This is a genomic window from Streptacidiphilus pinicola, assembly GCF_003258295.1.
GTDB lineage: Bacteria > Actinomycetota > Actinomycetes > Streptomycetales > Streptomycetaceae > Streptacidiphilus > Streptacidiphilus pinicola.
Map to the genome: position 1 here is coordinate 160166 of NZ_QKYN01000008.1, position 13313 is coordinate 173478.

Genomic DNA, 13313 nt, shown 5'->3' on the forward strand with positions numbered 1-13313 from the left:
CCATGTGCCTGGCGGTGCCCGGCAAGGTCCTGTCGATCGAGGAACGGGAGGGGACCAGGATGGCCGTCGTCGACTTCGGCGGCGTCGTCAAGGAGGTGTGCCTGGAGTACCTGCCCGACCTGCAGGTCGGCGAGTACACCATCGTCCACGTCGGCTTCGCGCTGCAGCGCCTCGACGAGGAGTCGGCGCGGCAGACGCTGGCCCTGTTCGAGGGGCTGGGGCTGCTGGAGGAGGAGTTCGGCGACCAGTGGGCCATCGCCGCCAAGGCGGCCGGTGCCGACGAGCCGGCCGGCACTGACCAGGAGGCACGGGCGTGAAGTACCTCGAGGAGTTCCAGAACCCGGTGCTGGCCCGCAAGCTGCTGGACGAGATCCACGCGGTGACCACCCGCCCGTGGGCGCTGATGGAGGTCTGCGGCGGGCAGACGCACTCCATCATCCGCCACGGCATCGACCAACTGCTGCCGGAGCAGGTCGAGTTGATCCACGGGCCGGGCTGCCCGGTCTGCGTCACGCCGCTGGAGACCATCGACAAGGCCCTGGAGATCGCCTCCCGGCCGGGCGTGATCTTCTGCTCCTTCGGCGACATGCTGCGCGTGCCCGGCAGCGACCGCGACCTGTTCCAGGTCCGCAGCCGGGGCGGCGACGTGCGTGTCGTCTACTCCCCGCTCGACGCGCTGCGCGTGGCCCAGCAGAACCCCGAGCGCGAGGTCGTCTTCTTCGGCATCGGTTTCGAGACCACCGCGCCGCCCAACGCCATGACGGTCTACCAGGCCGAGAAGCTGGGCGTGAAGAACTTCAGCATGCTCGTCTCCCATGTGCGGGTACCCCCGGCGATCGAGGGCCTGATGACCTCGCCGGAGTGCCGGGTGCAGGCCTTCCTCGCCGCCGGCCACGTGTGCAGCGTCATGGGGATGGAGGAGTACCCGGAGCTGGCCGAGCGCTTCAAGGTGCCGATCGTGGTCACCGGCTTCGAGCCGCTGGACATCCTGGAGGGCGTGCGGCGCGCCGTGCTGCAGCTGGAGCGTGGCGAGCACCGCGTCGAGAACGCCTACCCGCGCGCCGTCCGCCCGGAGGGCAACCCGGCGGCGCGCCGCATGCTGGCGGACGTCTTCGAGGTCACCGACCGCGCCTGGCGCGGCATCGGCACCATCCCCGCCAGCGGTTGGCGGCTCGCGGACCGGTACCGGGAGTTCGACGCCGAGCACCGCTTCCAGGTCGGCGCCATCGCCACCAAGGAGCCGGCCGCGTGCCGGAGCGGCGAGGTGCTGCAGGGGCTGCTCAAGCCGCACGAATGCGAGGCCTTCGGCACCACCTGCACCCCGCGCACCCCGCTCGGCGCGACCATGGTCTCCAGCGAGGGCGCCTGCGCCGCCTACTACCTCTACCGCCGCCTCGGCGGCGCGACCACCACCCCCGTGGAGGCGAGCTCCGTTGGCTGACATCCTCGCGACCGACGCCGAGCAGGACCGGCCCGACTTCGCCACATTCAGCTGCCCGGCGCCGCTGCGCAACGGCGAACGGGTCGTCATGGGCCACGGTGGGGGCGGCATGCTCTCCGCCGAGCTGGTCCGCGACGTCTTCGCCCCCGCCTTCGGCGGCGAGCACCTGGCCCAGCTCGGCGACTCGGCGGTGCTGGACCTGGGCGGCGCCCGGATCGCCTTCTCCACCGACACCTACGTGGTCCGGCCGCTCTTCTTCCCCGGCGGCAGCATCGGCGACCTGGCGGTCAACGGCACCGTCAACGACCTCGCCATGAGCGGCGCCGTGCCCGCCTACCTCTCCTGCGGCTTCGTGCTGGAGGAGGGTGTCGACCTGGATACCGTCGCCCGGATCGCCGAGGCGCTCGGCGCGGCGGCCCGGCGCGCCGGTGTGGAGGTGGTGACCGGCGACACCAAAGTGGTCGAGTCCGGCCACGGCGACGGCGTCTACGTCAACACCTCCGGCGTCGGTCTGGTCGCCCCCGGCGTCGACATCCGCCCGCAGCGGGCCCGGCCCGGGGACGTGGTGATCGTCAGCGGGCCGGTCGGGGTCCACGGCATCGCCGTGATGAGCGTGCGGGAGGGGCTGGAGTTCGGCGTCGAGATCAGCAGCGACTGCGCCCCGCTGGGCGATCTGGTCCGAGTCCTGCTGGCCGCCGTGCCGGACGTGCACGTGCTGCGCGACCCCACGCGCGGCGGGCTGGCCGCCGCGCTCAACGAGATCGCCGCCGCCGCGGGCGTCGGCGTCACGGTGGAGGAGCGCGCCGTCCCGGTGCCGGCTGAAGTGGCCAACGCCTGCGCGATTCTGGGCCTGGACCCCTGGTACGTCGCCAACGAGGGCAAGCTCGTCGCCTTCGTCCCGCCCGAGCACGCCGACGCGGCCCTCGCCGCCCTGCGCGCCCACCCGCTGGGCGCGCAGGCCGCCGTGATCGGCGCCTGCACGGACCAGCACCCGGGCATGGTCGTCGCCCGCACCGGCCTCGGCGGCACCCGCGTCGTCGACCTCCCGCTGGGGGAGCAGCTGCCCCGGATCTGCTGAGCGCGGCCCAGGGCCGCGGTCGCGCGCACGCAGCGCGGCCGCGGCCCTGCGCTGTGCCGCTCGCTGGCGGCCCCGCCTCGCACCGCCGCTCGCGCCCGGCTCGCGCGGCCCGGTGCCGCCGGGGCCGAGAGGTGCGGCCCGTCGGACTGGACGGACTCCCCACGGAGCGTCGGCCGGTCGGTTACTGTGCAGTAAGCATGACGCTGCGACGGAAGGCGATCCCTGCGATGACCACCGCGAACCGCCCGCAGGCCGGACTGGCCGAGCTCGCCGACCGGCTGAGCGAGGGTCAGCTCAGTTCCCGCGAGGCCGTCGAGCTGACGCTCGCTCGGATCGAGGAGACCCAGCCGACGCTCAACGCCTTCCGCAGGGTGCGCGCCGAGGCCGCGCGGCAGGAGGCGGAGGAGGCGGACCGGCGCCTCGCGGCGGGGGAGCGGCTGCCGCTGCTCGGCGTGCCGGTGGCGATCAAGGACGACACGGACCTCGCCGGCGAGCCCACCGCGTTCGGCTGCGCCGGGGCGTTCCCGCCCCTGGCCGCCGACAGCGAGGTGGTGCGTCGCCTGCGCGCCGCCGGAGCCGTCATCGTCGGCAAGACCAACACGCCCGAGATCGGCCAGTGGGCCTTCACCGAGGGCCGCGGCTTCGGCGTCACCCGCAACCCGTGGGACCTGGAGCGCACGCCCGGCGGCTCCTCCGGCGGCGCGGCCGCCGCGGTCGCGGCCGGGGTACTGCCCGCGGCGATCGGCTCCGACGGGGCCGGCTCGGTACGGATCCCCGCCGCCTGGACGCATCTGGTCGGCATCAAGCCGCAGCGCGGCCGGATCTCCGCCTGGCCGGAGCCCGAGCCGTTCCACGGGCTCACCGTCCTCGGCCCGCTGGCCCGGACCGTCAAGGACGCGGCCCTGCTGCTCGACACGGTCGCCGGCAACGCCCCCGGGGACCCGCATCGCCCCGCGCCCGAGGCGATCCTGCCGGCGGCCGGTCGCGAGCCGGGCCGGCTGCGCATCGGCCTCTCCTTCCGCCCGGCCTGGGCGGTCCACCCGCTGCGGCTCGACCCCGAGATCCGCGCCGCGACCGTCGAACTCGCCGAGACGCTGGCCCGGTTGGGCCACGAGGTGGTCGAGGTCGAGCCCCGCTACGGCCTCGTCGGCCCGGCCCAGCTGCCGCGCGCCCTCGCCGGCATCCGGGCCTGGGCACGCCGGGTACCGGACCAGGCCCTGCTCGACCCGCGCACCCGCACCAACATCCGGCGCGGCGCGGTCCTCGGCGGCCCGGTGCTGCGCGCGGCCCGCGCGGCGGAGGCCCCGTTGCAGCGCCGGATCGGCGCGGTCTTCGACACGGTCGACGTCGTGCTGACCCCGACCACGGCCGCCCCACCGCTGCGGATCTGCGAGACGGACGACCTCGGGCCCGGCGCGCTGGACCGGGCGATGATCACCGCCTGCCCGTACGCGTGGCCGTGGAACGTCGTCGGCTGGCCGGGCGTGAACGTCCCCGCGGGCTTCACCGCGGCCGGGCTGCCGATCGGCTGCCAACTGCTCGGACCGGCCTCGAGCGAGGCCCGGCTGGTCTCCCTGGCTGCCCAGCTGGAGGCCGAGCGCCGCTGGGACCTGGTGCGTCCCCCCACCCAGGTGAAGTGAGCTAGGGCCTGCCTTGCGGCTCAGGCCGGGCCTGATCCGGCCTGAGCCACAAGGCAGGCCCAGGCACCCGCGCCGGGTAACGTGGCAGGCGGCAGCGGAGTTGCGTGCGGGAGGACGGACGTGGGGCAGAACGCCTCGGAGGGGCAGGCCCAGGGCCTGCGGTGGCTGGTGCTGGTGTACAAGATCCCGGCCGAGCCGACGCGGCTGCGCGCGGGCGTGTGGCGGAAGATCAAGGGTATGGGCGCCATCTACCTGCAGAACTCCGTCGCCGCGCTGCCGGCGAGCACCACCGCGGAGCGGGCGCTGCGCCTGCTGCGGAACGAGATCGTGGAGATGGGCGGCACCGCGTCGCTGCTGGACGCGGGCGTGCTGGGCGGCGGGTCCGAGATGGAGGACCAGTTCAACGCGGCCCGCGACGACGAGTACGAGGAGATCGTCGACCGCTGTGAGGACTTCCTCGGGCAGATCGAGAAGGAGTACCGCGCGGAGCACTTCACCTACGCGGAGCTCGAGGAGAACGACGAGGACCTGGCCAAGCTGCGCAACTGGTTCGCCAAGGTCGAGGCCCGCGACGTCCTCGGCGCCACGGGCAAGGCCGCCGGCGTCTCGGCGCTGGAGCGCTGCGCGAAGGTGCTCGACGAGTACGCGGCCCGCGTCTACGCCGAGGAGGGGGAGGGTCGATGAGCCACCCCCTCCCACGGGCGTTCAGGAACCGCTGGGAGACTTCTGCCGGGCCGCTCGGACGACGCGGAGCAGCGACAGGCCGAGCAGCAGCGCGACCGCGATCGGCAGCAGCCACCAGGCGTTGACGCCGGACCGGGTCAGACCCCAGGTGGCGGCGAGCGTCACGGCGACGCCGAGCGCGACGCGCCAGTCGTCGCCGATGACGAAGTCGTACCAGAAGCGGCCGAAGGACCGCAGGGCCGCGACGGCGCGGGAGACGGGGCTCATGTGAGGCTCCCCTCGGGTTGGGCCGCGGTGGCCTTGGCGCGGCGCAGAACGGAGGTGTAGCCGAGCGCCAGCGCGGCGACGGCCGGGACGACGACCAGCAGTGCCGCGTCCGAGCCGGGCCAGTTCGCGCCCGCGCCCTCGGCGGCCCAGAAGATGCCGAAGGCGGTGAGCATGGTGCCGACGACGAACTTCATGGTGTTCTCCGGAACCCGCGCCAGCGGCGCGCGCACCGCGAACCCGGCGACGGTCACCGCGACCACCGCGACCACGGCGCCGAGCACCGCGACGGGGATGTCGTGCTGGTTGTCGCCGAAGGTGACGACGATGAACGCCACCTCCAGCCCCTCCAGGAACACGCCCTTGAAGGACAGCGTGAACGCGTACCAGTCCTTGACGCGGCCTCGGCCGCCCTCGGCCGCGCCGGACGCCGCGGCGACCTCGTCGGCGTAGGCCTGGGACTCGTCGTGCAGCGCCTTGTAGCCCGAGCCGCGCATGACCGCCTTGCGCAGCCACTGGAGGCCGAAGATCAGCAGCAGCGCGCCGACGACCAGGCGCAGCGCGCCGAGCGGGATCTGCCCGACGGCCGGGCCGAGCGCGGCGACGGTCGCGGCCAGCACCAGCAGCGCGGCGACGGTGCCCTGCCAGGCGGAGCCCCAGTGCCGGCTGGTGCCCGCCGCCAGCACGATGGTGAGCGCCTCGACGGCCTCCACCGCGCAGGCGAGCAGGACGGTCACAAAGAGCACGAAGGTCGTCATCGGTCACCTCCAGGACGTGGGCGGGTACGGGGACGGACGGTCATGAGACCTCCACGGGTGTGCGGTTGATCGGTGTGACGGCGTCCGGCTCGGCCTGCGAGGCGGACGCGGGGTAGGCGAAGCAGCCGTCCGGGTCGACGGTGACGCGCACGCGCGTCCCGCGCGGGCGCGGCCGCCGGTCGAAGACGCCCGTCAGGCGGGTGCCGTCGCTGAGCTCCACGACGTGGTCGTAGCCACGGCCGCGGTAGGCGGTGTCGGCGACCGTCCCCGCCAGGCTCCCGGAGGGGGCGTCGGCGTCCGGGCCGCCCTCCGCGGCGAGCACGACCGCGGCCGGACGCAGCAGCAGTTGGACCGCTGCGCCGTCCTGGTGCGTGCCGATGGCGGTGGCCACCAGCGGGCCGGCCGCCGTGGCGCACAGTACCCGGCCCAGGTGCGGGGTGTCCGCGACGCGCCCGGCGAGCTCCCCGGCGAGGCCGGTGAAGCGGGCCACGAAAGGGCTGGCGGGACGCTGGTAGACGTCCTCGGGGGAGGCGAGCTGCACCAGCCGGCCCTGCTCCAGTACGCCGACGGTGTCGGCGAGCGCGAAAGCCTCGGCCTGGTCGTGGGTGATGTAGACGACGGTCGCGCCGCTCTCACGGGTCAGCGTCGCGATCTCGACGCGCAGCCGCTCGCGCAGGTCCGCGTCGAGGTTGGACAGCGGCTCGTCGAAGAGCAGCAGGCCGGGCTCGGCCACCAGGGCGCGGGCCAGCGCGACGCGTTGCTGTTGCCCGCCGGAGAGCTGGTGCGGGTAGCGCTCGGCGTGCTCGCCGAGGCCGACCCGCGTCAGCGCGCTCGCCACCTTGGTGGCGGACTCCTCGCGGCCGGGCCGCCGCCTGCGCAGCGCGTAGCCGACGTTGCCGGCCGCCGTCATGTGCGGCCACAGCGCGTAGTCCTGGAAGACCATCGCCAACTCGCGCTTGTCCGGCGGCAGGTGGGTGCGGCCCTCGGCCAGGGTCCGCCCGCCGAGCCGGATGCTGCCCGCGTCGGCCCGTTCGATGCCGGCCAGGCAGCGCAGCAGCGTGGTCTTGCCTGAACCCGAGGGGCCCAGCAGCACCAGGAACCGTCCCGGCTCGACCGCGAAGGAGACCTCGTCGAGCACACGGGTGGCGCCGAAGGACTTGCTGAGCCCCGCCACGTGCAGGGTGCCGGTCGTGCCGGTCGTCTCGGCGCCACTCATGTCAGCGGCTCTCATGTCAGGGCCTCCAGGCTTCGGGCGGCGGGCAGGAACAGGCGCAGCGCGCCGAGGACGAGGCCGATCAGGACGAGCGCGCCCGCGACCACCAGCACGGTCATCGCCGCTCCCGCGCCCAGGTCGTAGCCCTGCAACTGCCGGGTGACGGCCACCGACAGCGGCTCCTGGCCCGGCGGGGCGAGCAGTTGCGACACCGGCAGCTCCAGCAGCGTGCCGCAGAAGGCGATCAGCCAGGCCCACACCAGCGAGCCGGCCACCAGCGGCAGCACCGCCCCGGCCCACGCGGCCACCGGACGGCGGCCGTGGATCCGGGCCGCCCACAGCAGCGAGTCGCTGACCTGCCCGAGCGGACCGGACAGCAGTCGGGCGGCCGACGGCAGCGCCCCGGCCAGGTAGCCGAGCACCAGCAGCGCGGTCGTCCCGTAGAGATCGATGCCGAGGGACGAGGCGAACGGCAGGTTGTAGGTGAAGATGTAACCGCTCGCCAGCAGCACGCTCGGCAGCGCGATCGCGGCGAGCAGCAGCAGGTCCAGCAGGCGGCCGGCCCGGCCGCCGCCCTGGCGGGCCAGCGCCCGTCCGGCCACCGCGCCCAGCACCACGGCGGCGCAGGCGGTGATCGCCGCGAGGCGCGCCGAGTAGCCTAGCGCCGACGTCATCTCGCCCGAGCGCAGCACATGGCGGAAGTTCGCGAGCCCGAGGGACGCCGCGCTGACCCTGCCGCCGGACGGCAGCAGCGAGGCCGCCGCCGCGCCGAACGCCGGCACACCGGCCGCGAGGACGAAGAAGGTGCCGACACCGGCCAGCGCCGCCGTCTGCCGGAGCGCGCCCAGCCGGGTGCGCCGGGCCGGGCGGGTGCGTCCGGAGAGCACCTGGTAGCTGCGGCCGCGCAGCGAGCGCCGCTGTGCCAGCAGCGCCAGCCCGACCAGGGCCAGCAGCAGCCAGCCCATCGCCGAGGCGAGCGGGAAGTCGGCCGGGAAGGTGGCGATGGACTGCTCCATCGCACCGGTCAGCAGCGGGAAGTCGCCCTGCGAGGCGAGCGTCGCGGCCACGCCGTAGTCCGAGACCGACTCGGCGAAGACGATCGCGAACGCGGCCCAGAGCGCGGGGGCCAGCATCGGCAGCAGCACCCGGGCGGTGGCCAGACGGCCGCCGCCGTGCGTGCGCGCGGCGTCCTCGAACTCCCGGCCCAGGCCCCGCAGCAGCGCGGTGACGGCCAGATACGCGAACGGCACCCCGCGGGAGGCGAGCACCCAGATCACCCCGGCGGGTCCGAAGACCGCCGAGCGCAGCCAGACCGGGTCCTGGCCGAGCAGCCGGTCCAGCACGCCCTGCGGCTCCACCAGCCAGGTCCAGCCCAGCGATTCGAGGTAGGAGGGTGCGAGCAGCAGCGCCCACAGCAGCAGCCGCCACAGGCCCCGCCCCGCGAGCGTGGTGCGCTCGGTGAGCCAGGCGAGCGCCACGGCCACGGCGGTGGCCAGCAGCGCCGCACCCGCGCCGACGGCGAGGGAGTCGAGCAGCGCGTGTGCGGTCCATCCCGAGAGCACCTGCTGGAACGGTGCGAGGGTGAACCAGGCGTCGCCCTGGGCGAAGAGCCGGGGCGAGACGGCGACCAGCAGGAACCCGGCGACGGGGAGCAGCAGCACCGCGGCGAACAGCCCCCAGGGCAGCAGCCGCAGCGTGGCCACGGCCTGCGGCCTGACGGCCCGTCCGACCCGGGCGAGCCCTCCCGGCGGGGAGCCCCGGTCCGGGCGCGCGGTGGCGACCGGTCCGGGGGTGAGCGTCGTGTCGGTCATGGATCAGTGGACGATCGTGTTGGTGAACCAGGTGTTGACGGTGCCCTCCTTGGGGCCCCAGACGTAGGGGTCGATCGCCTGGGTGGGCACCGAGTCGAGCGCGGGCAGCTCCGGGTCGGGGGAGACGCCCTGGACGATCGGCCAGTAGAGCGAGTCGCCGTTGCGGTCGCCGGTCAGCATGACCTTCTGGCCCTGGGCGCTGAGCACGAAGGTCGCGAACTTCTCGGCCTCGGCCCGCTCCTGCGCGGACGCCTTGGCGTCGATGCCGATGACGCTCGGCAGCGAGGTGACCTTGGGCAGGTAGGCGGTCTTGATGGCCTTGTCCTTGATCCCGGCGGCGATGCCGGCGGAGCTCTGGATCAGGGCGACCTTGATCTGGCCGGTCTGCAGCGCGTGCAGGGTGTCGCCGTTGGTCTGGAACACGTGCAGGCCGTTGGACTTGAGCGAGCTGTAGAACGCCTGGCCCTGGCTGTCGCCGCCGAGCTGGTCGAACATGCCGGCCACGAACGGGTAGGTCGGGCCGGAGACCGCGGGATCGTTCATGCCGATCGCGCCCTTCCACGCCGGGGCCAGCAGGTCCTGCCAACTGGTCGGCGGGTTCGGGGTCTTGGCGGAGTCGTAGACCAGCGCGGCGGTGACGGTCAGCCCGGTGGGGACGTAGCTGTGGTCCTTCGGCACGACGGCCTGACCGGCCGCGTTCAGCTGCGCGTCCGGCTGGAAGCCCTTGACCAGCATGTTCGCCTGGTCCAGCGCGGCGAACGCCTCGTCGCCGTCGACCCAGAGGACGCCCCACTGGGGGTTGGCCCGCTCGGCCTGGACCCGCGCCAGCAGCGGACCGGTGCTGTCGTCGACCAGCTTGGTGGGGATGCCGGTGGCCTTCTGGAACGCGGTCACCATGGCCTGGTCGTAGCCCTGGGCCGAGTACACCACCAGCGGCACGGGCGCCCCGGCGGCGACGACGTCGTTGCCGCCCGAGGCGGAGCTCTGGCCTGATCCACACGCCGAGACCACGGCCATCACCAGCCCTGCGGCGGCGGCCACGCCGACCATCCGTCTACGCGCGCCCACAGCGGTTCGAAGAGACATGTTCGCTCCAGCACATGTAAAAAGTAACAGTGGTTAGAACCGTGGAGCAACGGGCCAAACGGAGAAGCGGACTCCGGCCAACCGCGCATGAACGCGTGGCGAACAGGCGGACGCGCTCGCCGGCCGTGGGCCGGGCGAGCGTAGCGGTCCCGCCTGTGGGCACGACGATCGGCCCCCGCCGGGGACGGGCAGGGGCCGATCGGGGGCCGTGGACGGCCTGGTCAGCGCCGCACGAGGCGCTTGCGCAAACGACGGAGCCGGGGCCACCGGCGGGGGAACAACAGGGCGGCCTGCTCGGTGCGGGTCTCGGCCCAGTGGCTCAGCGCGTACACGTTGAAGGTCAGCCCCGCCGCGGCGGCGAGCTGGGCGAGGTTGCCGGGTTGGGCGTGCAGGCCCAGGGGGGAACGGGCGAGGAGATAGCCGTCACGGTCCAGGTGGAGCAGTCGGTCCTGCGGGGTGAGCCAGACCAGCTCGGCCACGCCGTCCGGGTGGTCGTCGTCGGCCAGCGGGACGACGCGGACCCGGCCCCGGGCGTCGCCCGCGACCAGGGTCTCGCCGTCCCAGTGCAGGTAGGGCCCCTTGTGGCGTTGGCGGGCCCGGGAAGGCGCGGTGCACTTGCCCGCGGAGCGGGCGCCCGCGGGTTTGTGGAGCGTCGGGCGTGGGCGCCCCGACGCGCCCAGGTCCGCGTCGAAGTCGGCGATGCCGCCGGGGACGGGGTCGGGGACGAACCGCACGTAGCGCCGACGGAACGGCTTGGGCCGGTACAGCGCCTCCGCGGTGCGCGCCGCACGGACCGCCCGGCGGATCGGGGCGGGCCAGAGCAGCCACAGCAGCGGGTCCAAAGCAGCCACGGGACGAGCGCGAGCAGCAGCAGGTCCCGGCCGACACCGGCGGCCGTGTGTGCGGCTCCCGGCGCGTTGTGCCAGTGGGACCACTAGTTGAACGCCAGCGCGCCGCACGCCCCGAGCAGCAGCAGGACCGAGGCGCGCCGGCAGACGCGCCGATGCAGGTCGCGCAGCCGCAGCGCGTCCGGAAGGCCCTCCTCGGGCGCCCGCCAGAGCGGCAGGGTGGCGGCCAGCACCAGGAACGGTGCCGAGCCGTCGTGCCAGAACTTCTGCTGGTCGGAGTTGACCGGACCGGCTCCGCCCCAGTCCTGGCCGAGCAGTGGCACCCCCGGGAGCGCGACCAGCAGCTGCGCCAACCGCCACCGCCACCGGCGCACCCGCGCCAGTCGACCCCGCAGCGACATCCCCGCGATACCGAAACCCCCGCCGAACACCCGTTCCGCACCTCTCCCTCGCCTTGGGCCCGCCTGCCTCGGAGGGATTATCCGCCCCGGCTCAGGCGGGCAACAGCAGCGGATCGAGCAGCGGCCGGTAGCGGGCGACGACCTCGTCCGGGGTGAGCCGGGTGAGCGCGTCCGCCTGCACCATGGCGAGCAGCGCGCCGAGGCCGAGCAGCACGCCGACCGCCAGCTCGGCACGGAGCGCCCGGTCCGGGCCGGAGAGGCGGGCCGCCAGGCCGTCGACCACCGAGGTCTTGAAGTCGGCGCGGGCCTGTGCACCCCGGTCCTCGTGCTGGCGGGAGAAGGCGATGCGCAGGATCGGGTCGCGCGCCTCGCCCTGCTGCACGGCCAGCACGTGCAGCACCATGTGCTGCGAGAGCTCCTCGAGCGGGGCGTCCAGCAGGGCCGCGGCGTCGTCCGCGAAGGAGAACACCCGCTGGAACAGCTGCTCCTTGTTGCCGAAGTACTTGATCACCAACGCCGCGCTGACGCCGGCCCGTTCGGCGATCGCGCCGATCGTGGTGTCGGCGTAGGCGTGCCGGCCGAAGCAGTAGCGGGCCGCGTCGAGGATGGCGGTGCGTCGGGCCTCGGGGTCCCGCTGGCGCGTCATGCCGGGCCGTCCTTTCCACGGAGCAGGGTGCTGCCCGCGCACGTTATCAGCGCCACCGCTCCGGCCAGCGCGAACGCGATCTGATAACCCCTCAGCGTGCCGCTGCCGAGCGCCTGGGCGACGGCGGCGCTGCACAGCGCCTGGCCGACCGTGCGCATCAGCACGTTGATGCCGTTCGCGGCGGCGGTGTCCGCCGCCGGGACGGCGGCCATCACGAGCAGCGGCAGCGCCGAGTAGACCAGTGCGGTGCCGACGGAGACCACCGCGGAGCCGACCAGCACCGCCCACAGCGCCCGGCTGTCGGCGATCCGCACCAGGTACCCGAGGGTGATCACCGCGCTGCCGGCCGCCAGCGTGGCGCGCGGGCCGCGCGCCCGGGAGAAGCGCGCCGAGACCGGCGCGAAGGCGACCATGACCAGCCCGCTCGGCAGCAGGCACAGCCCCGCGGCCGCGACCGACAGGCCGAGGCCGAAGCCCGTGCCGCGCGGTTCCTGGACGAGCTGCACGGTCACCAGCGAGTTGGCGTAGAAGGAGAAGCCGGCCAGGAGCGCGGCCAGGTGGGGGAGCAGCACACCCCGACGGGCCGTCAGCCGCAGGTCCACCAGCGGCCGCCCGGTTCGTAGCTGGCGGCGGCCCCAGAAGAGCAGCAGCGCGACGGCCGCCACCGCGCACCCGAGCAGCCGGGCGCTGCCCCAGCCCCACGCCGTCCCCTGGGAGACCGCGAGCAGCAGCGCGGTCAGCCCGGCGGAGAGTCCGAGGGCGCCCAGCCAGTCGAAGCGTGTGTCGCGCCGCCCGGCCGGGGGTTCGTCGGCCGGCACCAGCCAGGCGACGCCTGCCAGGGCCGCGGCGGAGACGACGGCGGTCGCCCAGAACATCCAGTGCCAGTCGAAGCGCTGCACCAGCAGCGCCGCCAGCGGCAGGCCGAGCGCGGCGCCGATGCCGACGGTGGAGCTCATCAGCGCCACCCCCGACCCGACCCGCTCCCGCGGCATCCGGCTGCGCAGCAGGCTGATCGCCAACGGGATCACCCCGGCGCCCGCGCCCTGCACCGCGCGAGCCGCGATCAGCAGTCCCAGGGTGCTGGTGAGCGGGCAGGCGAGCGAGCCGAGGGTCAGCAGCGCGAGCGAGAGCACCATCATCCGGTGCCGCCCGTAGAGGTCGCCGGCCCGCCCGAGCAGCGGCGTCGCGACGGCGCCGGCCAGCAGCGTGGCGGTGACCAGCCACCCCACATCGGTGGCGGACGCCCCGGTCAGGCGCGGCAGCGACGGGAGCAGCGGCACGATCGACGTCTGCACGAGCGTGGCGGCCACCCCGGAGAAGGCCAGCACCCCCAGCGTCCTCGGCCCGGCGGACGGATCCGGCGAAACGGCGGCGCCGGGGCGCGCGGGAGCGACAGCGGTCACGGGAGTCCCCCACAGTTGGTGAATGGCTATTCACTACCGT

Annotated in this window: 14 protein-coding genes; 5 read left to right on the forward strand and 9 right to left on the reverse strand. The window is 74.4% G+C overall.

Annotated features, from left to right (window positions below; all coding sequences use genetic code 11):
* The first annotated feature begins 2 nt into the window (after positions 1-2).
* The 5 genes from DN069_RS02205 to DN069_RS02225 all read left to right on the forward strand — a co-directional run bounded on the left by DN069_RS02205 (position 3) and on the right by DN069_RS02225 (position 4843).
* Entirely contained in the window at positions 3-317 is a 315-nt protein-coding gene (locus DN069_RS02205; protein WP_111498963.1) for a HypC/HybG/HupF family hydrogenase formation chaperone, read from the forward strand.
* Positions 314-1441 carry a hydrogenase formation protein HypD gene (gene hypD, locus DN069_RS02210; RefSeq protein WP_111498964.1) on the forward strand — a complete coding sequence of 376 codons (1128 nt, stop codon included), beginning with the start codon at positions 314-316 and terminating at the stop codon, positions 1439-1441. Before DN069_RS02205 ends, hypD begins: the two co-directional genes overlap by 4 nt.
* A gap of 88 nt (positions 1442-1529) precedes the next feature.
* Entirely contained in the window at positions 1530-2519 is a 990-nt protein-coding gene (gene hypE / locus DN069_RS02215) for a hydrogenase expression/formation protein HypE (RefSeq protein WP_111499047.1), read from the forward strand.
* Between the two features lie 197 nt (positions 2520-2716).
* A complete protein-coding gene (locus DN069_RS02220) occupies positions 2717-4159 on the forward strand; it encodes an amidase (RefSeq protein ID WP_424556235.1) in 1443 nt (480 codons plus the stop codon).
* Between the two features lie 120 nt (positions 4160-4279).
* Positions 4280-4843 carry a Chromate resistance protein ChrB gene (locus DN069_RS02225; protein WP_111498966.1) on the forward strand — a complete coding sequence of 188 codons (564 nt, stop codon included), beginning with the start codon at positions 4280-4282 and terminating at the stop codon, positions 4841-4843.
* A 21-nt stretch (positions 4844-4864) separates the two neighbouring features.
* On the opposite strand, the gene DN069_RS02230 is transcribed toward DN069_RS02225, so the two are convergent.
* The 9 genes from DN069_RS02230 to DN069_RS02270 form a co-directional block, all read right to left on the reverse strand.
* On the reverse strand, positions 4865-5110 hold the full coding sequence (locus tag DN069_RS02230; RefSeq protein WP_111498967.1) for a hypothetical protein: 246 nt from the start codon (positions 5108-5110) through the stop codon (positions 4865-4867).
* Positions 5107-5865 (reverse strand): COG4280 domain-containing protein, encoded by a 759-nt coding sequence (locus tag DN069_RS02235; protein ID WP_111498968.1) that lies wholly within the window; start codon positions 5863-5865, stop codon positions 5107-5109. Before DN069_RS02235 ends, DN069_RS02230 begins: the two co-directional genes overlap by 4 nt.
* A gap of 40 nt (positions 5866-5905) precedes the next feature.
* Positions 5906-7096, reverse strand: coding sequence for an ABC transporter ATP-binding protein (locus tag DN069_RS02240; protein WP_111498969.1), 1191 nt, complete (start codon positions 7094-7096; stop codon positions 5906-5908).
* Positions 7093-8889, reverse strand: a complete 1797-nt coding sequence (locus DN069_RS02245; RefSeq protein WP_111498970.1) for an ABC transporter permease — start codon at positions 8887-8889, stop codon at positions 7093-7095. Before DN069_RS02245 ends, DN069_RS02240 begins: the two co-directional genes overlap by 4 nt.
* A 3-nt stretch (positions 8890-8892) precedes the next feature.
* Complete coding sequence (locus tag DN069_RS02250; protein ID WP_133259805.1) at positions 8893-9975, reverse strand: ABC transporter substrate-binding protein; 1083 nt, start codon at positions 9973-9975, stop codon at positions 8893-8895.
* Between the two features lie 221 nt (positions 9976-10196).
* Positions 10197-10826 (reverse strand): hypothetical protein, encoded by a 630-nt coding sequence (locus DN069_RS02255; protein ID WP_133259806.1) that lies wholly within the window; start codon positions 10824-10826, stop codon positions 10197-10199.
* Positions 10827-10909: 83 nt separating this feature from the next.
* Complete coding sequence (locus tag DN069_RS02260) at positions 10910-11254, reverse strand: hypothetical protein (RefSeq protein WP_133259807.1); 345 nt, start codon at positions 11252-11254, stop codon at positions 10910-10912.
* A 61-nt stretch (positions 11255-11315) separates the two neighbouring features.
* The gene (locus DN069_RS02265) at positions 11316-11870 is read right to left on the reverse strand and encodes a TetR/AcrR family transcriptional regulator (RefSeq protein WP_111498974.1); all 555 of its coding nucleotides are present in this window, start codon (positions 11868-11870) and stop codon (positions 11316-11318) included.
* A complete protein-coding gene (locus DN069_RS02270; RefSeq protein ID WP_111498975.1) occupies positions 11867-13273 on the reverse strand; it encodes an MFS transporter in 1407 nt (468 codons plus the stop codon). The genes DN069_RS02265 and DN069_RS02270 overlap by 4 nt, the downstream gene beginning before the upstream one ends.
* Positions 13274-13313: the final 40 nt, after the last annotated feature.

Bases quoted from the DNA above. Each gene is read 5' to 3' on its own strand.
- DN069_RS02205 (WP_111498963.1), top strand. From the start codon at position 3: ATGTGCCTGGCGGTGCCCGGCAAGGTCCTGTCGATCGAGGAACGGGAG.
- hypE (WP_111499047.1), top strand. From the start codon at position 1,530: ATGGGCCACGGTGGGGGCGGCATGCTCTCCGCCGAGCTGGTCCGCGAC.
- DN069_RS02220 (WP_424556235.1), top strand. From the start codon at position 2,717: ATGACGCTGCGACGGAAGGCGATCCCTGCGATGACCACCGCGAACCGC.
- DN069_RS02230 (WP_111498967.1), bottom strand. From the start codon at position 5,110: ATGAGCCCCGTCTCCCGCGCCGTCGCGGCCCTGCGGTCCTTCGGCCGC.
- DN069_RS02235 (WP_111498968.1), bottom strand. From the start codon at position 5,865: ATGACGACCTTCGTGCTCTTTGTGACCGTCCTGCTCGCCTGCGCGGTG.
- DN069_RS02240 (WP_111498969.1), bottom strand. From the start codon at position 7,096: ATGAGAGCCGCTGACATGAGTGGCGCCGAGACGACCGGCACGACCGGC.
- DN069_RS02245 (WP_111498970.1), bottom strand. From the start codon at position 8,889: ATGACCGACACGACGCTCACCCCCGGACCGGTCGCCACCGCGCGCCCG.
- DN069_RS02250 (WP_133259805.1), bottom strand. From the start codon at position 9,975: ATGTCTCTTCGAACCGCTGTGGGCGCGCGTAGACGGATGGTCGGCGTG.
- DN069_RS02265 (WP_111498974.1), bottom strand. From the start codon at position 11,870: ATGACGCGCCAGCGGGACCCCGAGGCCCGACGCACCGCCATCCTCGAC.